The sequence below is a fragment of the Butyrivibrio sp. DSM 10294 genome, assembly GCF_028539135.1.
Lineage (GTDB): Bacteria > Bacillota > Clostridia > Lachnospirales > Lachnospiraceae > Butyrivibrio.
In genome coordinates this window covers 253,816-276,236 of the sequence record NZ_JANSWL010000087.1, presented here as the reverse complement: position 1 = coordinate 276,236, position 22,421 = coordinate 253,816, and the positions used below count along the sequence as shown (strand labels likewise).

Annotated in this window: 22 protein-coding genes; 21 read left to right on the top strand and 1 reads right to left on the bottom strand. The window is 42.9% G+C overall.

Annotated elements, in window-relative coordinates; all coding sequences use genetic code 11:
* Positions 1–7 precede the first annotated feature (7 nt).
* From NXH67_RS15110 to NXH67_RS15075, 8 genes are all read left to right on the top strand, one after another.
* The gene (locus NXH67_RS15110; protein ID WP_022779656.1) at positions 8–841 is read left to right on the top strand and encodes a polysaccharide biosynthesis tyrosine autokinase; all 834 of its coding nucleotides are present in this window, start codon (positions 8–10) and stop codon (positions 839–841) included.
* A 14-nt stretch (positions 842–855) separates the two neighbouring features.
* Positions 856–1,317 (top strand): hypothetical protein, encoded by a 462-nt coding sequence (locus NXH67_RS15105; RefSeq protein WP_022779655.1) that lies wholly within the window; start codon positions 856–858, stop codon positions 1,315–1,317.
* Positions 1,318–1,335: 18 nt separating this feature from the next.
* The gene (locus NXH67_RS15100) at positions 1,336–2,394 is read left to right on the top strand and encodes an LCP family protein (protein WP_272797925.1); all 1,059 of its coding nucleotides are present in this window, start codon (positions 1,336–1,338) and stop codon (positions 2,392–2,394) included.
* Between the two features lie 4 nt (positions 2,395–2,398).
* A complete protein-coding gene (locus tag NXH67_RS15095) occupies positions 2,399–3,193 on the top strand; it encodes a class B sortase (protein ID WP_272797924.1) in 795 nt (264 codons plus the stop codon).
* Positions 3,194–3,287: 94 nt separating this feature from the next.
* Positions 3,288–3,947: a hypothetical protein gene (locus NXH67_RS15090; RefSeq protein WP_022779652.1), complete on the top strand. Its 660-nt coding sequence runs from the start codon at positions 3,288–3,290 to the stop codon at positions 3,945–3,947.
* Positions 3,948–4,487: 540 nt separating this feature from the next.
* Complete coding sequence (gene hisC, locus NXH67_RS15085; protein ID WP_272797923.1) at positions 4,488–5,540, top strand: histidinol-phosphate transaminase; 1,053 nt, start codon at positions 4,488–4,490, stop codon at positions 5,538–5,540.
* Positions 5,540–6,016, top strand: coding sequence for a COG2426 family protein (locus tag NXH67_RS15080; RefSeq protein WP_272797922.1), 477 nt, complete (start codon positions 5,540–5,542; stop codon positions 6,014–6,016). Before hisC ends, NXH67_RS15080 begins: the two co-directional genes overlap by 1 nt.
* 20 nt (positions 6,017–6,036) lie before the next feature.
* Positions 6,037–6,879, top strand: coding sequence for a class I SAM-dependent DNA methyltransferase (locus NXH67_RS15075; protein ID WP_272797921.1), 843 nt, complete (start codon positions 6,037–6,039; stop codon positions 6,877–6,879).
* Between the two features lie 164 nt (positions 6,880–7,043).
* Here NXH67_RS15075 and dapF read toward each other — a convergent pair whose 3' ends face one another.
* Complete coding sequence (gene dapF, locus NXH67_RS15070) at positions 7,044–7,937, bottom strand: diaminopimelate epimerase (RefSeq protein ID WP_272798051.1); 894 nt, start codon at positions 7,935–7,937, stop codon at positions 7,044–7,046.
* A 334-nt stretch (positions 7,938–8,271) separates the two neighbouring features.
* Here dapF and NXH67_RS15065 point away from each other — a divergent pair, with 334 nt between their 5' ends.
* From NXH67_RS15065 to NXH67_RS15005, 13 genes are all read left to right on the top strand, one after another.
* Entirely contained in the window at positions 8,272–9,498 is a 1,227-nt protein-coding gene (locus tag NXH67_RS15065) for an LL-diaminopimelate aminotransferase (RefSeq protein WP_272797920.1), read from the top strand.
* Between the two features lie 236 nt (positions 9,499–9,734).
* On the top strand, positions 9,735–10,205 hold the full coding sequence (gene pssD, locus NXH67_RS15060; protein WP_272797919.1) for a PssD/Cps14F family polysaccharide biosynthesis glycosyltransferase: 471 nt from the start codon (positions 9,735–9,737) through the stop codon (positions 10,203–10,205).
* A gap of 53 nt (positions 10,206–10,258) precedes the next feature.
* Positions 10,259–10,735: a PssE/Cps14G family polysaccharide biosynthesis glycosyltransferase gene (gene pssE, locus NXH67_RS15055; RefSeq protein WP_272797918.1), complete on the top strand. Its 477-nt coding sequence runs from the start codon at positions 10,259–10,261 to the stop codon at positions 10,733–10,735.
* A 31-nt stretch (positions 10,736–10,766) separates the two neighbouring features.
* A complete protein-coding gene (locus NXH67_RS15050; protein WP_272797917.1) occupies positions 10,767–12,170 on the top strand; it encodes a sugar transferase in 1,404 nt (467 codons plus the stop codon).
* A gap of 8 nt (positions 12,171–12,178) precedes the next feature.
* Positions 12,179–12,457, top strand: a complete 279-nt coding sequence (locus NXH67_RS15045) for a PqqD family peptide modification chaperone (protein WP_272797916.1) — start codon at positions 12,179–12,181, stop codon at positions 12,455–12,457.
* 21 nt (positions 12,458–12,478) lie between these two features.
* On the top strand, positions 12,479–13,894 hold the full coding sequence (locus tag NXH67_RS15040) for a polysaccharide biosynthesis tyrosine autokinase (RefSeq protein ID WP_272797915.1): 1,416 nt from the start codon (positions 12,479–12,481) through the stop codon (positions 13,892–13,894).
* A complete protein-coding gene (locus tag NXH67_RS15035) occupies positions 13,866–14,864 on the top strand; it encodes a glycosyltransferase (RefSeq protein ID WP_272797914.1) in 999 nt (332 codons plus the stop codon). The genes NXH67_RS15040 and NXH67_RS15035 overlap by 29 nt, the downstream gene beginning before the upstream one ends.
* On the top strand, positions 14,861–15,793 hold the full coding sequence (locus tag NXH67_RS15030) for a glycosyltransferase (RefSeq protein WP_272797913.1): 933 nt from the start codon (positions 14,861–14,863) through the stop codon (positions 15,791–15,793). The genes NXH67_RS15035 and NXH67_RS15030 overlap by 4 nt, the downstream gene beginning before the upstream one ends.
* 19 nt (positions 15,794–15,812) lie before the next feature.
* On the top strand, positions 15,813–17,201 hold the full coding sequence (locus NXH67_RS15025; RefSeq protein ID WP_272797912.1) for a hypothetical protein: 1,389 nt from the start codon (positions 15,813–15,815) through the stop codon (positions 17,199–17,201).
* Positions 17,185–18,126, top strand: a complete 942-nt coding sequence (locus NXH67_RS15020; RefSeq protein ID WP_272797911.1) for a capsular polysaccharide synthesis protein — start codon at positions 17,185–17,187, stop codon at positions 18,124–18,126. The genes NXH67_RS15025 and NXH67_RS15020 overlap by 17 nt, the downstream gene beginning before the upstream one ends.
* Positions 18,101–19,003 (top strand): glycosyltransferase family 32 protein, encoded by a 903-nt coding sequence (locus NXH67_RS15015; RefSeq protein WP_272797910.1) that lies wholly within the window; start codon positions 18,101–18,103, stop codon positions 19,001–19,003. Before NXH67_RS15020 ends, NXH67_RS15015 begins: the two co-directional genes overlap by 26 nt.
* Positions 19,004–19,005: 2 nt before the next feature.
* Positions 19,006–19,596: a VanZ family protein gene (locus NXH67_RS15010; protein WP_272797909.1), complete on the top strand. Its 591-nt coding sequence runs from the start codon at positions 19,006–19,008 to the stop codon at positions 19,594–19,596.
* The gene (locus NXH67_RS15005; protein ID WP_272797908.1) at positions 19,593–22,364 is read left to right on the top strand and encodes a CotH kinase family protein; all 2,772 of its coding nucleotides are present in this window, start codon (positions 19,593–19,595) and stop codon (positions 22,362–22,364) included. The genes NXH67_RS15010 and NXH67_RS15005 overlap by 4 nt, the downstream gene beginning before the upstream one ends.
* The last annotated feature ends 57 nt before the right edge of the window (positions 22,365–22,421 follow it).

The window sequence follows — 22,421 nt, the reverse complement described above, 5'->3', positions numbered from 1 at the left end:
GGAAAATATGCAAAGTGCCAAGCTTCATTTCAGCCAGTCCGAGAATAATTATCAGATAAAAGAGGCTTACAAGACTCTGCGAAGCAATGTTGAGTTCTCAGGTCAGAATGTGAGAGTTATATCGGTGACCAGCTGCACTCCCGGCGAAGGTAAGACAACAGTGGCCATGGCTCTTGCAAGAGCCTTTGCAGAGGCAGGCAAAAAGACCGTTCTGGTGGACGCCGACATGAGAAAATCCGTACTTGTGGGCAGATATAAAACGGGAAGTGTCCGCCTGGGCCTTACCCATTGCCTTGTTGGAAGAGAGAGACTTTCAAGCGTTATCTGTGAGACGGATACGCCCAATCTCTATGTTATTTTCAGCGGCCCTGTGCCTCCGAATCCCAGTGAGCTTCTGGGCGGAAGGATATTTGGCAAGGCCCTGGAAAATATGAAACAGGTTTTTGATTACATTATTATAGATACACCTCCTCTGGGAAGCGTTATCGACGCAGCGGTTGTGGCCAAGCAGTGCGACGGAACCATAATGGTGGTTGAGAGTAATTCCATCAGCTACAGGTTTGCCCAGAGAGTTAAAGACCAGCTTGACAAGGCAGGAGCCAAGATGCTGGGCGTAGTCCTTAATAAGGTGGATATTACAGGCAAAGGTTATTATGGCCACTATGGCAATTATTACGGCAAATACTACGGCAAGTACTATGGCAAGTATTACGGCAGGTATGGAGAGGACAATCAGAATGTAGCTACAACGCCAAGAACCAGATCTGCGCCTGAACCTGCACCGGATGAGGATGACCTTGATGAGCTTAATTATCTGGCAGGTGTAACCCGTAAAGATTAAGGCTGGAGGAAAAAGTGAGAAGCAATATACTGGGGGTATTTTTTACAATTTTAAGCGGAGTGCTGATCGCACTTATTGTCATTGCCTACGGAAGAAGTGACAGGATAGCTCCTGAGTTCAGATTCTCAGCAGTGGATCTTATCTATGATTCCGAAACAAAGGATGATGATCTTAAGATTGGTATAAACGCCTATGATGCCAAGGACGGAGATCTTACTTCAAGAATAGTTGTGGAGAAGGTGGTCCTTAACAAAGAGGCAGAGACGGCGGTGGTTTACTATGCTGTTGCCGATCACAGCGGAAATGTGACCAAACAGTCAAGAGTATTTCCGGCTGATATCGAGGATATCGAAGATAACGGCGACTCTTCCGACATTATTGAGGATGAAGAATACCCTGCGCTTACTTTCGGAAATGATGTGGCACAGGAAGCATCTACGGAGGCTTCATCGGAGGAAGAGACCGGGGAAGACTAAGCTTTTTGTGAGGTGCCTATGGGCGGAAAAGGCAGAGCTTTCCTCATTGTATGGGCAGTCCTTATGACCTTCGTGGCAGGAGCCCTTGTTGGAATTGAGGCAATGAGGTATCTGGGAAAATCGAATCTTGATGCCAAGTCTGCTACGACTGCGCCGATAATGGTTCAGTCGGAGGCCGCTGATGCTGCGCCCGAAGGAGCCAGCTGGGAATCTGATTGGATCAGGTACAACGGCGAGGTGTACGACTACAACGAAGATATCAAGACTTTTTTGATAATGGGAATCGACAAAAATGACGAGACTGTCACCGAGGTTGCCGAGGGAACAGACGGAGGACAGGCTGACGGACTTTTTTTACTGGTTCTTAATCCCCATGACAAATCCATCAAAATTATCGGGATAAACAGAAACAGCATGACGGACGTGGATGTGTATGACGAGTACGGAAGGTATCGAACCACCGTTATAGCCCAGATCGCGACCCAGCACGGCTTTGGAAACGGTATGGAGGAATCCTGCGAATACCAGGTGAAGGCTGTGTCCAACATGTTTTACCAGCTCCCGATACATGGATATGCAGCCATCAACATGAGTGCTATCCCTATAATCAATGACCAGGTAGGGGGCGTTGATGTGACGGTTCTGGAGGATCTTACAAAGTGGGACAAGTCCCTGAAAAAGGGAGAACAGGTCCATCTTGAAGGCATGACAGCCTTTCATTATGTGAAATCCAGGGATCTAAATAAGTTTGGTTCAAATGACAGGCGACTGGAGAGACAGCGCCAGTATCTGAACGGCTTTATAAAGGCAGCAAGAGCCGCCGCTGAAGAAAACAATAATGCGGCAGTGGAGCTTTTTACTGCTATTTCAAACAAGATGGTGACCAATATTTCCATCGATGAGATCGGTTATCTGGCGCCGGAGATCAGGGATTACAATTTTGATGCAACGGATTTTATGATGATCGACGGCGAAACCGAGAAGACCGGCGAATTTGAGGAGTTCCATGTGGATCAGGATGACCTCTATAGGACCATAATCGAAGTATTTTATGAAAAAGTTGAAAATATGGACTAAATAAATGGAGATTAAGTGCCGATATAAATACATAGATAGGATAACTGTCAGATATATTCTTGTAACTGTGCTGGTGGCAGCGCTTTTATCGGGATGTGGGGGAATAGGATTTTTGCAAAAGGCAGATGCAAATGAGGCTGAGAATGCGGTTCTCACTGAGTCTGCTGCGGATTCCTATGTGAGTTTCCCAAAGCTGACAGAAGAAAACGGTGATATCTTCGGCTGGATATATGTGCCGGGGACAGGGATAGATTATCCTGTTCTGCAAAACAGTGACGGGGATGATTCTTTTTATAAAACACATAATGCTCTTAAGGGCGAGGACCCTGCCGGAGCGATATACATAGAGGCCGCCAACCGAAAGGATATGTGCGATTTTAATGAGGTTCTTCACGGCAAGACACTTTCGGACGGGACCATGTTTTCTGATCTGAATCAGTTTTTGGACAGGACTTTTTTTGAGGATCATCAGTATATATATATTTACACCGAGGATACGGTGCTGGTGTATGTGGTTATGGCAGCGTTCCAAAGACGAAACACGAGGCTTATTGAGGAATATGATTTTTCCTATGCTTCGGGATGCCGGGAGTTTATCGATGAGATCTATTCCGGCAGGAGCATGGGCAAGAATATAAGGCAGGGCTGGGAAGAAGGCCTTGAGCCGGAGAATTTCATCATTACTTTATCCACCATTGATGAGGTGGGAACAGGGAAGCAGACAGTCGTTATCGGATGTCTTGCGGCGGATATGAACGGCACGGTGGACAGAGTCGTTGATTATTCGGATCCCGAGTGAGCAGGGACATGGGGTCAAAAGAAAGGCCGTAAGAGCTTTTGACCATGGAACATAGATAGCTGAGATAGAATGAAAAAGTATGGAGGCAAAAGAAATGAAGAGAATTCTTGCGTTACTGATTGCTTGTGTGATGTTCGCTTCGACAACACTATGTACTTATGCGGCCGGCTCTGATCAGCAGGAAGGATCAAAGAGTGTAACGGCAGAGGATATAAAGAAGATGGAGGAAGAGATCGCGAGACTTACCAAGCAGATCAAGAGCCTCCAGAATACCATTAAGGCAAGCCAGCAGTCCGGCAAGCCCGCTGCAAAGAGCAGCGGCGGTGGCGGCGGAGCTTATCAGCAGCCTGATGTTTATACAAAGAATAATGCCGTAAACTATGGCGGGAATGTTATAGCCCAGGGCGGACATGTTGAGATCAACGGCGGAAGAAGCAATGTGACCTTCAAGATTGCCGGCGCCAATCCGGGGCTGTTAACCCAGGCCAATTCTCTTGCTGCTTCTCTTGGAGGAAGCCTCATTAACTGTGTGACAACAAGTTCACCGGGAGCAAGCTTCTCCAATGCGAAGGTTAATTTCTATTGCAGCGGCGTACAAGCCGGCGACAATATCGCAGTTTATCAGATTCAGGGCAAGAACTGGGTTCAGCTTCCAACAGCTGAGATCCGTAAGGACCATGTTGTTGTAAATATGACAAAGCATGGCACGATCGCATTTATTCGAGTTCCCGTACTTGCATCAGTTACAGGATGACATCACAACCATACTTCTGAATATATGAATGAAAAAAATCCGGCGGAGACGCCGGATTTTTTTATGGAGGGAGGACGCTCAGGGTGGTGGGGAGGTTTGAACTCCCCGAAGTCTGTGCCGTTTTCCACATCAGAACGATAGAAATATTCGCCCCTCGTTCGCTTAGATTCATGGTCCTCTCCAAAGGTCCCTCTTGATCTATGGCTCAAAACTCCGCCCGGGATAAATTATTATGGTTCCCCGGAAAAGTCTTGGCCGGGCGTCAGACATTGAGCCATGAACAGATCCTTCGGGACCTTTGAAGAGAACTCATGAATCTATGCGCTCTCTCAGAGGCTCATATTTCTATCGTTCTGATGCGGAAGCCGGCACAGACTTTCGGGGAGAAGCGGGGTATAGGGGAACCCTGAGCTGTGTGTAAATTAAGCCTTGAGATGTGCAGTAGTGAGCTACAATAGTATGCTTGATTTTATGGCATTAGATTTATATAATTAAGGAGATTTTGCTTGGAAACGTTGATTATATTCTAAGGAGAGAAAAATGAGCTGGGAAGAGAATGTCAGGAAAGTTGTACCTTATACACCCGGTGAGCAGCCTAAGATTAAGAATATCATTAAGCTGAATACCAATGAGAATCCTTATCCGCCGGCACCTTCGGTTTACAAGGCCTATGAGGAGACGGAGCTTGATGATTACAGGAAATATCCGGATCCTACCTGCAGCATTTTGGTGGATTCCATTGCTTCTTTTTATGGTGTGAAAAAAGAGAATGTATTCGTCGGAGTTGGTTCTGACGATGTTCTTTCCATGGCCTTTCTTACTTTCTTTAATTCGGATAAAACGATTTTGTTCCCGGATATAACTTATTCATTTTATGATGTTTGGGCTGATCTGTATCGAATTCCGTACAAGCAGATTCCTTTGAATGAGGACTTTACTATTGATCCTGCGGATTATCATGCGGAAAACGGCGGTGTCGTTATAGCCAATCCCAATGCGCCCACAGGTGTTACGCTTGGTCTTGAGGCGATTGAGGACATTATTAAGAGTAATCCCGATGTGGTGGTGATCGTTGACGAGGCGTATGTTGATTTCGGAGCAGAGACGGCGCTTCCTCTTATAGATAAGTACGACAATCTTCTTGTTGTAAGAACTTATTCCAAGTCAAGGTCTCTGGCGGGACTTCGTATAGGCTATGCCTTTGGCTGTGAGAAGCTGATAAAATATCTGTCTGATGCAAAGTTTTCTTTTAACTCCTATACCATGAACATGCCGTCTCTTACTCTTGGAGCAGCAGCGATGAAGGACAAGGAGTATTTCGAGGAGACAACTGCCAAGGTTGTGGCCACAAGGGAGAGAGTCAAGATTCAGCTTAAGGAACTGGGCTTTGAATTTGGAGATTCTGCGACCAACTTCATTTTTGCCCGTCACCCCAAGATGGCCGGCAAAGAGATATTTGATTATCTTCGTGCACATGATATAATAGTGCGTCGTTTTAATAAGCCTGAAAGAATAAGTGAGTATCTTAGAATTTCCATCGGAACCGATGAGGAGATGGATACGCTTATCAGCGTTTTGAAGGAGATTGTTTAATGTTAAAGGAATATCTTATAGTATTTTTTATTTCCATGGTTCCGCTTGTTGAGCTTCGTGGAGCGGTACCCTATGCGGTGGCTCATAACCTTCCGCTGCTTCAGAGCTATATCATTGCCATCATAGGAAATATGCTTCCTATGCCCTTTATCTTTTTCTTTGCAAGAAAGGTTCTTGAGTGGGGCAAGGATAAGCCTGTTATCGGTAAGTTTTTTACCTTCTGTCTTGAAAAGGGGCACAATGGCGGAGAAAAGCTTAAGGAGAAGGCAGGAAAAGGCCTCTACTGGGCACTGTTTTTGTTTGTAGGAATACCACTTCCCGGAACAGGAGCCTGGACCGGAACCCTGGCTGCATCAATCCTTGATATGGATTTTAAAAAGAGTGTAAGAGCTGTTGTTTGCGGTGTTATCCTTGCCGGTATTATAATGGGAACAGGTACCAAACTGGTAATGCTTATTGCAGGATTATTTGGTTAAGTTTTCAAAAAGAGGTAGGAATGGAAGCATACAGCGATTTTGCAAGTGTATATGATACTTTCATGGATGAAACCCCATACGATGTATGGGGTGATTTTGTTGCGGGATTAATTGAGAAATACGGCGTGTCAAAGCCCTATGCAGAGGGCGAAAAGCCCGGAGCAAATGGTGATGGCATCGAGGCAGAGGATACGGAGGCGGCTCTTAATGAGGAACGTAATCTCATAGTGGAGCTGGGCTGTGGTACCGGCAGTTTTACAGAGATTCTTGCTAAAAAAGGATATGACATAATCGGAACTGACATCTCTTCTGATATGCTCAATATTGCTAGAAACAAGGCCATGGAGCAGGGACTTAACATAATGTACCTGGAGCAGGACATGAGAGAGCTGGATCTGTACTGCACCGCCGGAACAATTGTCAGTGTCTGCGACAGTGTGAACTATGTGCTGGAGGATGAGGAGCTTATCGAGACCTTCAAGCTGGTGAACAATTTCCTTTTCCCTAAGGGAGTGTTTATCTTTGACTTTAATACCCTTCACAAGTACAGGGATGTTATAGGCGATGCTACTATTGCAGAGAACAGAGAGGATTGCAGCTTCATTTGGGAGAACTACTACCATGAGGAAGAGCATGTCAACGAGTATGACCTGACTATATTTGTGAAGTTATCCAAGGATGAAGAGATCTTCAGGAAATTTACTGAGACGCATTACCAGAGGGGATATACTCTGGAAGAGATGAAGGGCTTCGTTGCGGCAGCAGGACTTGAGTTTGTGACGGCTATTGATGCTGATAGCCACAAGGAGCCGGATGAAGAGAGTGAGAGAATATATATTGTTGCCAGAGAGCAGGGGAAGTGAGATAGTTAGGACAGTCGTGAGTCCTTGGGGCGATTTTTATACCAGTGGGGACGGTTCTCTTTGGTATATTTTGTGCATGTGAAGATATGTACAAAATATACCAAAGAGAACCGTCCCCACTGGTATAAAAATCGCCCCATTAAATAGCAACCGTCGCATAATGTTTAGTATATTTCAATAATACCTTCAAATACTGTAGTAGCCGGGCCTTCCATTATAACCGGAGAATCTTTTTCTCCATTCCAGCTGCATGTAATGTCTCCTCCGAGTACATGGACGGTGACTTTTTTGTCTGTAAGGCCGTTTAAAATACAGGCAGTTACCGTAGCGCAGCACCCTGTTCCGCAGGCTAGGGTCTCGCCGGTTCCACGCTCCCAGACTCTCATATGGACATTGTTTCTGTCATCAATCTTAACGAACTCGGTATTTATACGTCTTGGGAAATACTCATGGTTTTCAAACAGGGGACCGAAATGCTCAAGGTCAAAGGTCTCCAGATCCATATCTTCGGGTAGGAAGACAACTGCGTGGGGATTACCCATTGACACACATGTCATGTTCCAGGTTATTCCTGCAACTTCAATTGGAGCATCTATTACGTGATTACCATAAGCTTCCGAGGCTGTTATACAGGAATCCGGGACTGCCACGGGAACTTCCGCAGCTTCCAGGATCGGAGCACCCATATCAACCTTTACTGAGGATACCAGGTTGTTTTCATCAACTGTAAGATCGATGTATTTATTTTTGCCGGCACTTACTATGGTAAGCTTTTTCTTATCTGTAAGACCTTTGTCGTATACGAATTTCGCTACGCATCTGATGCCGTTACCGCACATCTCAGAGCGGGAACCGTCTGCGTTATACATCTCCATTTCAAAATCAACATCAGGATCTTCCACGGGATTTATGAAAATAAGTCCGTCGGAGCCGATACCGAAGTGCCTGTCGGATACTCTAATTGCCAACTCGGATTTTTGATCCTGAGAAATTTTCTCACTACCACCGTCTATATAAACATAATCATTGCCACAGCCCTGCATCTTGGTAAAGTTGATCTTCATGCTTTTCCCTCCGTATATGCATCAAACAATTTAATTTTGAACTATCATAACATATTCAGAATAAAAACTATAGCTACTTGAATAAAGACTCAAGAACCCATGCAAAAATAGGATATTCGTATCATATTCTCACAAAACCCGCAGTAAATGCGTGTTTCTGAAATTTTATCCAATGATGTATACATTTATACAAACTTGATGTAAAATCTTTTTAACTGTCGTTCACAATGGGGTGAACGTCAAAGGACTTTTTCCGGCTGCATGATGCGGAAAGAGCTTTTTGACGTTCGCCTTTTTTGTTATTAGTTACCACAAGAAGGAGAAGAAAATGTTCAAACCAAATGAAGATTATTTGAAACTTCCCGGAAGCTATCTCTTTAGCACCATAGCCAAGAAGGTCAATGCCTTTCAGCAGGCCAACCCCGAGAAGAACATCATAAGACTTGGAATAGGCGATGTGACACAGCCCCTTCCGCCAGCAGTAATCAAGGCTCTTCACAAGGCAGTGGATGAGCAGGCTGATCCCGCTACCTTCAGAGGATATGCCCCGGACCTTGGCTATGAGTTCCTAAGACATGCCATGGCAGAGAATGATTTCAGAAAAAGAGGCTGTGATATAGCTGATGATGAGATATTCATCTCGGACGGTGCCAAATCCGATTCCGGCAACATCCAGGAAATCTTTTCAAGGGATTCCAAGATTGCGGTATGCGACCCGGTTTATCCCGTGTATGTGGATTCCAACGTTATGTCGGGAAGATGCGGTGACTACGACAAGGAGACCGGCATCTGGAGCAACGTAATATACATGCCAAGCACAGCTGAGAACAATTTCTCACCGGAGCTTCCCAAGGAAGTTCCTGACATAATCTATCTGTGTTTCCCAAATAACCCTACAGGTACTGCCATCACCAAGGACAGACTTCAGGATTGGGTTGACTACGCCAACAAAAACGGGTCCGTCATCATATTTGATGCAGCTTACGAAGCATATATTTCGGAAGATAATGTTCCTCACTCAATCTTTGAGTGTGAAGGTGCCAGAACCTGTGCTATAGAACTTAGGTCCTTCTCCAAGAATGCCGGCTTTACAGGACTGCGTCTGGCTGCCACAATAATTCCTCACGATCTCAAGGTTAAGTATCAGGGCAGTGAAGTGGAAATGCACAGTCTCTGGGCAAGACGCCACGGAACCAAATATAATGGAGCTCCCTATATTGTGCAGAGAGCAGGAGAAGCCTGCTACAGCAGTGAAGGTCAGGCTCAGATAAAGGAAATGGTTGTCGGATATATGAAAAACGCATCATATATCCTGGAGGGTCTTAAAGAAGCGGGGTATACTGTTTACGGCGGTGTTAATTCACCCTACGTTTGGCTTAAAACCAAAGACAATATGACAAGCTGGGAATTCTTTGATTATCTTCTTGAAAATGCAGGGGTTGTAGGTACTCCGGGATCGGGCTTTGGCCCCAGCGGAGAACACTACTTCAGACTCACCGCATTCGGAAGTTATGAAAGTAGCGTGGAAGCTCTTAACAGGATCAAAAAACTTTAAGATTATCTTAATAATGCAGCCAGTAGCCATGCGGGTTCTGGCTGCATTTTACTATTGTCGTAACAATCAAGAAAATGGTCGAATTTGCATAGAAAATGCAAACAATTTATCGAATTTAAAAACTTTTTCACTCCTCTTCAAAATTTCTAACAAATATGATAGATTTTATGATTAGCAAGAGTGTAAATTATTATGTGTTAACATTTCGCAAAAGTTGGGGAAAAGGGGAAAAGTTTATGGGGAAGAATAAAAAGGTCGCATTTGTCGCATCTTCAGGCGGTCATCTTGAGGAAATCTCAAGGCTCAAGGGGATTGAGGGAAAATATGACTCGTTTCTTGTCACTGAAAAAAGTGATTTCGAGATCAAGAATTTCTGCTCAGATAAGAGATATTACCTGCCACAGATGAATCGAAGACAGATCACGTTCATGCCTAAATTCATTTGGCTGTTCTTTAGAACGCTCATTATTCTTCTTAAGGAAAAACCCGATTTTATAATAACGACAGGCGCACTTATAGCTTATCCTTTCTGCGTGGTAGGTAAGCTTCTGGGGATAAAAGTGGTTTATGTCGAGTCCTTTGCGAGGGTAACAGAACCTTCCATGACCGGCAAGCTTGTCTATAATATGTCAGATCTTTTCATGGTGCAGTGGGAGGATATGCTGGAGCAGTATCCCAAATCCATGCTGGGCGGTGGAATATTCTAATCTGACAAACAAGCCGTAATGTGGGATTACGGCCTAAGATGGGAGGAATTTTCGTGATTTTCGTCACGCTGGGAACGCAGAAATTTCAAATGAACAGACTTATCAAGGCTGTTGATGAAATGGCGTCGGGGTATAGCGAGGAGTTCTTTGTGCAGACCGGGAGTTCTAATTACACACCGAGGAACTGCAGTTACAAGGACTTCATGGATGCAGAAACGTATAATAAAAAAATAGCAGAGTGCAGCGTTCTGGTAACACATGCAGGCGTAGGAACGATCATAAGCGGAATAAGCTTGGGGAAGCCCGTGGTTGTTGTTCCGAGAGCCAGTGAATTTGGGGAACATGTGGATGATCATCAGAGCCAGATTGCAGATGCTTTTTCGTCTAAGGGGCTGGTCCTTTGTTGTAAGGATGTCTCGAAACTAGGGGAATATATCGAGAAAGCAAGAAGCTATGACTTTAAGCCGTATGAGCTAAAGGGGGGCAATATTGAGGAGACAATCATGAGGTTCATCGATATTTTCGATTGAGCCGTAAGTTTTGTGGGATGGGATTTGAGTAATGAACAGGAGCAACAGAGGAGCTAATACAAACATAATACAGATGATGGTAGATGCCTTTGTTCTGCTCATCGTGTTTTTTATAGAACGTGTAATATTCGATGGAATAATACTAAGAGAAACATATCCAAAATGCTTTGCATTAATTGTCATTTTTGGATTTATCTATATTTTATCCAATAAGGAAGCCAGAATATACAATGTCACATTGTTTTTTTACATGGACAGGTTCTGGCGTATCTTATCCAAGTCTTGGTTACTTGCAGCTGCTGTGACCACTTCTATTATGTATGTCTATAATCCTCATCAGAGTATAAGAGAATTCCACATAATGTTTTTGGTGCTGTCCTATGTGGCTATCTGCGTCAACATGGTTATCAGCAGATTTCTGCAGATGACTTTCACGACTTACAGGGCACCTAGAGCAGCTTTTGTTGGAAATTTCGATGAATATGAGAAATTCAACTACTTTTTGAACAAAACCAGTGTGAAGGTGGAAGAAATCGGCTATATCCTTGAAGGTGACATGCCGGCAAACAGGATATTCAACGTTCTGGGTACCTTGGCAGGTCTTGAGGATATCATTAAGAATTATGAGATTGATCAGGTGTTCTTCATAATCCACAGTGATGACAATATAGAACGGATTCAGGAATACATTGATATCTGCCTGGAGATGGGAGTTACAGTCAAGGTTGTTATGGATGTTGCCTATTCCAGAAGGATGAACAGGTCCGACAGTTATGTCAGTTCCGTTGGAACGTATCCGCTTATAACTTATCACACCATCGCACTTAACAGCTATGAGCAGGTACTGAAAAGAGGTATGGACCTGGTGGTAAGCATAACAGCGGCCATAGTGCTTCTGCCGCTAATGCTGATAACCTGCCTGGCTATTAAACTCGATTCTCCGGGACCTGTGATATTCAAGCAAAAGAGAGTCGGTCAGAACGGAAGAATGTTTGAGATATTCAAATTCAGATCCATGTGCGAGGATGCAGAGAGTCTGAAACATGAGCTGGAATCCCAAAATGAAATGGAGGGACTCATGTTTAAGATAAAGGACGACCCGAGAATCACCAGGGTCGGGAAATTCATCAGGAAAACCAGTATTGATGAGCTTCCGCAGCTGTTTAACGTAATTCGAGGCGAGATGAGCCTTGTAGGAACAAGGCCGCCTACAACCGAGGAGGTTTCCGGATACAAGCGAAGCCAGTGGCGAAGGATCAGCATCAAGCCCGGCATCACCGGCCTGTGGCAGATAAGCGGAAGGAATGACATCAAGAGCTTCGATGAAGTCGTAGAGCTGGATCTTAAGTATATCGATAACTGGACGATATGGTCAGACTTGAAAATACTGTTTAAGACAGTTGGGGTTTTAATTAAAAGAAAGGGCGCATACTAAGGCGCATTATGGAGGTAATGAAGGTGAACGTAAGTGAAAAGATTAAGCTTAAAAAGAATTTGAATGTGACAGATCTTTCCGGGGAAAAAGTAATGATAGACTTTGAATCCGGCAAGTACTTTATGATCAAGGGAAGCGGTAACGACATCTGGGATCTCATCCAGGAGGAAATTACCTTTGGAGAGATAGTTGATAAGCTTCTTTCTGAATATGATGTTTCCAGAGAAGAGTGCGAGGCATCTGTAGAGGAGTTTTTGGGGAAACTTAAGGAACTTGATTTTATCTAATACATAATAAGGGGAACAGAAGTGTTAAAGACAATTATAAACAACTTTCATTTAGAAAAACTTATCTGGATTATAAAAACTAAGCTCAAGTACATGATCCTCATCGGAATAATATTCGGAGCACTGGCAGGAGGGGTTGCCTTTATTACGAGGAGCGATCTCTATGCAGCAACAATTTCGTTCTATGTTTATTCAAATCCGGATTATATCAACGACAACGGAATCAACCTTTCTACAGGTGAGATCAATCAGGCAAGCGCATTGCTTAACAGTTATTCACAGATTCTTAAAAGTGATGGATTCCTGAAATCCGTTATTGAGGAAGCAGAACTTAATCCTATGTATTATTCAGTTCCAAGGCTCAGAAGTTACATTTCAACTCAGGCAGTAGGGGGAACTGCCGTATTCAAGGTTACTGTTCGAGATCCTGATCCATATATGGCAATGACCATAGCCAACACTATTGGAGCACTGGCACCGGAGAAGATCGTAAGTATAGTTAAGTCCGGAGGTATTGAGATTCTTGATGAAGCAGTGCTTCCCACAACTCCATACAAATCAACCAGTATATCTATGATGATTGCATTAGGCGTTGCGGCCGGCGGAGTCCTTTCAGCCCTTTTCTTCATCTACAAGGGACTTATGAACACCACCGACAGAAGGACCTATGAGGTTGAGGATATGTTCAATATTCCAATCCTTGGTATGGTTCCTCTTATCAGGGACAAAAAGGAAAATGGTGAGCCCAATGTCCTTCTTGATGAGAATAGCGAGTTCATATTGAGAGAGGCCTATAACGATATCAGGACTAATCTTCTTTTTCTTGGTAAAGGAGAGAGATGCCCTGTATTTGCAATAACAGGTGCTGACTACGATGAGGGTAAGACCACCAATTCCATTAACGTTGCCAGGAGCTTTGCTCTTATGGGCAAGAAGACACTGCTGGTGGATGCTGACCTTCGTAACGGCAATATCGCCGAAGAGTTTGGAATGGAAGCAGGACAGGGACTTAGTGAATATCTTGCCGGTATCTGTTCAGAAGTGGTTATTCATGAAAACATCGCTGAGAACCTTGATTTCATTTCGACAGGCGCATTTCCGCCAAACCCTACAGACCTTCTTATCAGTGAGAAGTGGAAGGAACTGATCTCAGATAAAAAAGAGGATTATGATTATATAATTATCGATACTCCTTCAATCGGTGTAGTAGCCGATGGCGTGGAGGTTGTAAATGTAGCCACCGCCTTTGTTGTTGTTATCAGGGAAGCAGTAACAAGGTTTGAGAGAGAAGAGCTGATAATCAGAAGACTTGAAGCGGTTGATGCCAACATCTGCGGATTTATTTACAACGGCATTTCCGTTATGTCAGAGGACTACAATCACAAGGAATACATAAACGGTGGGGAGTATGGTAAGCGTAGTAATTCCCGTGTATAACACGGAAAAGTATTTAAGAAGATGCATGGATGCGCTGCTGTCCCAGACTTTGGACAAGAGTAAGATGGAACTTATCATTGTCAATGACGGCTCCACGGATTTATCGCCTCAGATAATTGAGGAATACAGGCAGCGTTACCCCGATCTTATCAAGGTCTATAACAAGACCAACGGTGGACAGGCCACTGCAAGAAACCTTGGTATATCCAAGGCAACAGGAGATTATATAGGCTTTGCCGATTCCGATGACTATGTGGATCCCGAGCTTTTTAAGAAGTTATATGACAGGGCTGTTAAAGAGAACGCAGACCTCTGTGAATGTCATTATCACAGCATGTTGGAACTTGGTGAGACAGGTCCGGATGGACTTCCTCTTTATAAGGAAATAGGAACACGAGGAACTATCTGTGCTCATGAGAATGTTAAGGAGCTGTTTCTCAATCCCCAGGTTTCTCCCTGGAACAAGTTGTATAGGAGAGAGATTCTTATAGAGAATAATATAACCTTCCCGGAAGGAATGATCTACGAGGATACGGCCTTTTATATCAAGACCCTTCCCTTTGTCAGGAAACATGCCTATGTGGATGAGAAACTGGTGTATTACTGTGTCAGGGGTAACTCAACCATGACAGGTAATTTGGGGAGGAGAGTCGGAGACATATTCAACGTCTTTGATGACATAATCGAGTTCTTCCAAAGAAACGGTATTTATGGAAAGTACAAGGATGAGCTCGAATATTTTTGTGTTAAGACGGCTTTTTGCAGCAATATCAGCAGAATAGGCCGTGTGGATTCGGATTTTATGCGAAGAGAGCTATACAACAAGACCTTTGGTTTTGTGATCAAGCATTTTCCGGATTATAGGAAAAACAAGTATTTCAAGGGAAAAATCGGCATGTACATAAAGACAGTGAATAGGGTAACCTGTCCTATCTACGGCAAAGTACTTGCCAGGGTAATGGTTGGATGAGCGGAAAGATCTCGGTGGCGATGGCTGCCTATAACGGTGAAAAGTTCATAGAAGAGCAGCTTGAGTCAATTCTTGATCAGACTCTGCCTGTGGATGAAGTTATCATCTGCGATGACAGATCTTCTGACAGAACAGCTGAGGTGGTAAGGAATTTTATTGAGAAGCATGACCTTCAGGATAGGTTTTTCTTTTCTGTAAATGAGAAGAATCTGGGATACGCCTCCAACTTTGTTAATGCTCTCAGGAAGACCACAGGCGATTACATTCTATTTTGTGATCAGGATGATATCTGGGTTTCTGACAGAGTTGAGAAGATGGTAGGTGTCCTTAGAGATAATCCGGCAGCAGAACTTATTGGCTCCGAATTCGAGCCCTTCAAGTGCTCTGAGGATGCACCGGATCCTCAGAAGTGGGAGCTGGCGACCTTCAGAAACGATGAGTCTCTTCAAAAGATGGAGTTTAACTCCGCCAATATCTTCATAGGCTGTCAGGGCTGTACCATGGCTATGAGAAGAAGCTTTCTCGATGAAGTAGACAGCTTTTGGTATGAAGGATGGGCCCATGATGAGTTCGTATGGAAGCTTGCTCTTGCAAGAGAGAGCCTTTATTTTTACCACAAGGTTACTTTAAAGAGGCGCCTTCATTCCTCCAATGTTACTCTTCACAAGGAACATCAGAACGATAAGAGACTTAAGTATCTTAAGGACCTTAAAAAGAGCCATGAGCAGACAAGACAGTACTGCCTTATGCATGGCACAGATATTGGTAAGATCAGACTTTTGGATAAGCATATCAGAGCTACCCAGAAGAGAATTGACCTTATAGAGAGCAGGAAGCTTATGAATTTCTTCAAGCTTTTTGCATATACGGACTGTTATCATAAAAGGCGTTCCATTCCGGTGGAACTGATGATGGCTCTCAGAGCCTGAGGCAAAGAGATTATAAACTATGGAAAATACTGCGGTTTTTGTTCCGGGAGAAAAAAGTAAATATTTAAGAAACGACAAGGAACTAAATGCCTTTAAAAAAATTGCGGTAGGCTATGTTTTTGCATTATATGTGCTTCCTCAGTACTTTGGTCTTCCGAATCCGATATTTGACCTTACAGCTGTAAGAATTATGATCATTCTGGTTCTTGCGATGGTGATTGCAGATTACCAGCGAACTCAGGATTTTAAGAATATTCTTTTTACGGAGAAAATAGGGCTTGTACTTATTCCGTATATTATTGTTATTGGCTATACCATGGTCCTTCGAGCGGATCTTAATGCTTTCCTGAATCCATTTATCGAGTTTTTGGAGATGTATATTCTCATTTATCTTATCAAACATACTTTTGGGGTGGAGGAATTTACAGAGCTGATTTTGACTTTAGTATATACCTTGACATTTCTTGGAATGCTGGAGATAGCCATGGGAACTTCTCCGTTTTCGTACCTTACGACTATTGATGGTATTTATACCGGAAGGTTTATAAGAGGTGGCCATTATAGAATTATGAGCTCCGCCAACCACTCACTTGGCTATGGTCTTATGCTTGTGACAATGTTGCCGGTTTCAGCATATGATGTAAAAACGAAGGAATTCAATGTGTTCAGAAGACCGGTTCTTTTAATACTTCTTATGGTCAATGTTTTTCAGACCGGATCAAGATCAACTCTTGGTGTGGCTTTTGCTGAAATTGCTCTTATGTTTGTATTGTCAGATTTGAAGTATTTCAAAGCTAATTGTATTTATCTTGCGACAGGTCTGGTAATGTTTGGGTTTATTTTGGCAGCAGCTTTTAAGACTTCATTCGGAAACTATATTATGTTACAGCTGACAAGTGTATATGACTCTGTTTTTGATACAACATATTCTGCAGCTTATGGTGCTGATGTAACGCAGCTACGTCAGAGTAAAGCATATAGAGATCTTTTGGAAGAAATATTCCATGTTGATTGGGTTAATCCAATTTTGGGACTGGGAAGAAAGAGAGGTTTTAGGTCACTGGTTAATGGAAGGAAAGTAGAATCCATTGATAATTTCTATATAGCTGAATTTGTCCGCTATGCTTATCCCGGAATGTATTCATTTATGCTTTACGCTTTTAGCCTTACAGCATCAATGGCGAAAGACATTATTAAGACCAGATCGGGTATAATTCGAATGTGTTTTGTCGGTGCTTCAATGTATCTTCTTAATATCAAGGTTGTTGACTCGCTTCAAACGCTAAAGTATTTATATGTGCTTTTTGCAATATATATTTGTGCAGATAAGTCACCATATGTGCCAAAAGAAAAAAAGAAGAGCAAGTACGTTAAAAAGGAGAAATTCTATTTTGCCAGAATCAAGTAAGCTGAAGAACAGAATAAAAGAGAGAATGCTTCTTGGTACCATCTATGACAAGGCTATGGAAAAGTTTCGCTACAACGACGAGAAGACGTCCTTCCTGTACAGTGTGATGGCTGGGCAAAAGCACAGAATGATCTTTTACAGAAGATACAAGAAAAGATATCTGGAACGATGCACCGCTGTTCGTCCATGGGAGGATAGGGAAAAGCATAGTAACTCTGATGTTATCTGGTCCATGTGGCTTCAGGGTATAGATCAGGCTCCTGAAATCGTAAAGAAGTGCTATGAGAGTCAGAAGAAATGCCTTCCCGATAAGAAGTTTGTGGTCTTGGATGAGCAGAATGTCTATGACTATATTGATCTACCAGATTTTATCAAAAGAAAAAGACAGGAAGGTAAGATCGGAGATGCACATTTTTCAGATCTTGTAAGAAATGAGCTTCTCATAAAATATGGCGGTTATTGGCTTGATTCAACGGTTTTTATGACTGATGGAAGTCTATTTGAAGATATCGATAAGACGCAGCTTTTCATGATCAGTTATTACTACTTTGGTTTTAACCCTGAGATCATGGAGCTTAACAACTGGTTTATTCACAGTACCACCAACAACAATATGCTTTGCCTTCTCCAGGAGCTTCTGTTTGCTTATTGGAAGGATCATGATTATGCAGAGAACTACTTTTTGTATCACATTATGGAGAGCATAGTCAACGATTTTTATCAGGAAGACTTCAAGGCAATGCCTATTGTCAGCCAGGCTCAGGCTCATGTTCTGGCGACCTATATATACGATGACTATGATGCAAATAAATGGGAAATGTTAAAAAAGACAACGGGGATTCACAAGCTAAGCACCAGATTTGACAAGGAGCTGCTTGAAAAAAAGGGGAACTTCTACAATGTCGTTATTAAAGAAAACATCTGATCCGGAAGAATTAAAAACAATAAAGCCTGAAGCTGGGGACAGGATTCCCAAGATAATTCATTACTGCTGGTTCGGAGGAAAACCACTTCCGCCGGATCTTCAGAAATGTCTTGATTCCTGGGAGAAGCTTGAGGGATACACCGTTATGAGATGGGATGAATCCAACTGCAGCTTCGATGAAAATGATTTTGTCAGAAAGACTTATGCAGACAGGCAGCTTGGTTTTATCGGAGATTATTACAGACTCAAGGCTGTGTATGAATACGGCGGTATATATCTGGATACGGATGTAAAGATAAATAAAAGCTTCGATCCGCTGCTTAAGCATACTGCTTTTTTGAATTTCATTTTTGATTGTTCAGTGGGAACTGCCATTATCGGAAGTGAAAAGGGGAATTCTTATATTAAGGGGCTTCTTGATATGTATGACAGATCCGTGATCGTATCCAGGGAAAAGGCAAGAGGGGGAAAGGTTTTCACAGAAGGCGAAAACGGAGAACTCTTAGTCAGGGGATATGCCACCAGCAATTATTATCATACCTACTACATTCTGAAGCATTATCCGGAATTCAAACTTGGAAACAAGTATCAGGATATGGGAGATTTTGTTATCTACCCTAAGGAGTTTTTTGAGATTGGCAAGCTCCTTGGCAATCACTACGCAGTGCATCTGTGTGCAGGTGAATGGCAGATCAAGGTAGATAGATCCAAGACCCTGAAGGGCAGGATCAAGTCATTGCTCTCCGGAAATCAGTGGATCTTTGACAAGGTCCAGATTATGGTAAGGAAGAACAGATACAAGAAGTTAAATCAGGGTATTCCTTTTTACGGGTGTCTGATTGCACAACAGAGAGGGGAAAAGCTTCCTGAGCTGTAAAAATGAGTGTAAACGATTATTATAGCATGATGGTTAATTTAATATCCGAGCAGATTCGTGGAATCTATTTCAGCGATATCATCCTTTTGATCTTGGTGGCACTGTTGTGCCTTGTGATCGCCAAGGCAGTCCTTATGAAAACGGGACAGAAAGCGACTAAGGGTCAAATGATACTGACTTTTTGTACTATCTGCTATGCCGGTGTGATTCTGATGATAACTCTGTTTAGACGAGAGGGCGGATCAAGATCCGGAAATATATCCATTCATTTGAACCTGGGGTCTATAAGGGGCGGATGGTATATGGTGAAGCAGGCGGTATACAGTATCCTGAATGTGATTCTTTTTGTGCCCTGGGGATTTTTGCTGAGACTTAAAAGACCCGGTGATAAACAGATCAAAGCTTTTTTGATGGTTACCATCACCGGATTTCTTACAAGCTTTACAATTGAATTCTTTCAGCTTGTGACCAAAAGAGGAATATTTGAGATAACCGATTTAGTGACTAATGTTTCCGGTACGATGATCGGAGCGGTAATAGCTTCCATTGTTATGGCGATACTGGGCATAATAAGACGGGATAGAGAGAAATGAGTAAGAATAAGAAAAAATACGTAGCAAAAGCACAGAGAAATCAGGAACAGGCGAATAAGGTTCAAACTCCGGTTGCAGAGACTAAGGTAGAAGAACTCAAGGTAGAAGAACCCAAGGTAGAAGAATCCAAGGTAGAAGAACCCAAGGTAGAAGAATCCAAGGCAGAAGAACTCAAGGTAGAAGAACTCAAGGTAGAAGAATCCAAGGTAGAAGAATCCAAGGTAGAAGAACTCAAGGTAGAAGAATCCAAGGTAGAAGAACCCAAGGTAGAAGAATCCAAGGTAGAAGAATCCAGGAAGGAAGAGCCAAAGAAGGGAGAACCAAAGAAGGAAGCTACGGTTAAGACCGCAACCGCTAAGAGTGCCAAGGAACTCAAAGAAGAAAAAAAAGCAGCGAAAAAGGCCGAGAAGGAAGCAAAACTTGAGGCCAGACAGATTGCCAGAGATATCAAGAAGTCTAGGCAAGAGGCTGAGCAAATGAATCCTGAGGCAAAGAAAAAAGCTACAATGAAGGATTGGGTTATCATATGCCTTAGTGTTTTGTCACTGATTCTTTTGATATTTATAGTGTATACAACCAGAACCCATGACAAACAGATATCGGAAAGGCTTATTAACGACAGTAAAAAGGACAATCTGACTGTTGTGTCCGAAAAAGCTGCCATTGATTCAGTAAGGATAAGCGAAGTAAATGCCGACGGCTGGATTGAGCTATATAATGAGGGCTCAGATATTGCTGATATTTCCGGTGCGATGATGTATATTTCCGGCAAAAAGGCGGCTGTTATCGCAGATGAAACCACTATAGCTGCAACGGGATATCTTGTGTTTAATATTGGTAAGAATCCTGGCGCCTCGGATTATAATGTTATGAGCCTCACAGACAAGGAGGGGAAGCTTCTTGATTCAATGATCATTCCAAAGCTCTCCGGTTCATCAAGCTATGGTGTTACCAATAATGTGAATTACAATATCGGATATATGGAAGCCACCAAGGGTACTGATAATGTAGAAGAACTCACAGAAGAAGAATACTCTTATGTTGAAGGAATTGGTTTTTCTACTCCCGGAGGTTTCTATGACAGTGCATTTTCTCTTTCGCTTTCAGCAAAAAGCGGAGAGAAGATTTATTACACAACCGATGGAACCGAGCCGACTACAGAGTCAACAGAATATACAGGTGCTTTTACTATCAGCAACAAGAGCGGAAGAAAATACGTATATTCCAGACTTGGTTTTGGATATCTTAATAAGACAGGTTATAATCCTTATACCGTTGATGCAGGAATGATTGTAAGAGCCATAACTGTAGATGGTTCAGGTAAGGTTACCGGATCTGCGATTCAGGAGTATTTTATTGGATTTGCAAATGATTCCGCTTATGCAGATATTCCGGTAATATCATTGACAGCCAACCCCGAGGATCTGTTTGATTATTTCAACGGAATTTACGTTCCGGGAAGAGCCAGAGAAGATGCAATCATCAGCGGTGAGGATAGTCCAAACTCCTATGCAAATTATTTAAATGGATGGGAAAGGAACGGGCAGGTGGCATTCTATGAGACAACTAAGGATAAGACTCTGGTAAAGAATGGAACCGTTAAGATTTATTCTGATGTTGAAATTGGGTCAAGGCAGAAGGGGTTAGAACTGAATGTGGGAGACCCTTCCGAATTTGCCGGTTCCTCGATTATGGACTATATAGGAAAAGATGGATCGCTGATCCTACAGACTTATATAGATGACCAGACATTAAAAGCAAAGGACCTTTTTGTTAGCAGGATTCTTAAGGATTCAAAGGTTGGAACTCTGGATATGTCACCTTGCTATTTGTTCATTGACGGCGAGTTTTGGGGAGTATACCTTATGAAGGCTCCACTTAATGCCAATTATTTCGTCAGAAATTATGATGTAAAAGGCGATGTTATAGTAAGACAGAAGGCAGCATATCAGGCCAACTTCCTGGAGATGTTCAGATTTATCACTGAAAATGACATGAGCGTTGATGAGAATTACAACAAAGCAAAAACGATGATGGATATGGACAATTATATAGAATATGTCTGTGCACGTGTCTATATAGGATATACCGGCCCCGGAACTACTAAAGGTACTATGTGGAGAACTGTTGATTCCGGAGGAACCGGCTACAATGACGGTCGCTGGAGATGGATAATGAATTATCCAATAGGCAATTCTATGGGAAATGCCAGTAACAGAACGGCATCCATTGATACACTTATGCATGGGCCTCTCAGAATGGACAAGCTGTTTCAGTCACTTCTCATGAACAAGGAATTCTGCAAACAGCTTGAAGACACCATGAACAGTATGGCGACTGAGAGATTCTCAACAGAGAATGTCAATACAGTTTTGGATGAAGTATCTGAGCTTATGAGGAAACCTGCCGTGGAAACCTATATGAGGTTTACTGGAAGCTACAAAGATTCTCAGTACAAAGAAGATATCGATTCAATCAAGAGCTATTTTGAAAATAGACCTGATTATATAACCTTCTATGCCAAGGAACTTGCCGAAAAGGGCGGGGACCTGGAGTATATCAGAGAAATGGAGCTGCTTGGGGCAACCGATGATGCTGATGACGAAGAGCAGGAAGAATCGGAAGAGGAAGGCGAAGAGACTTTGGAGGATTCCGGAGAAGACGCAGATAACACAGATACAGACTCTATGACAGGGGATGCTGCTCAAAATGTGGGCGAGCAGGTAAGTACAGAGCAACAAGGTGTGGAAACCAATGATGGACAGTAATTATTCAATCATACGAACATATACAAGTGAATTAATAAGGGCATGCTTTGAAAAAAG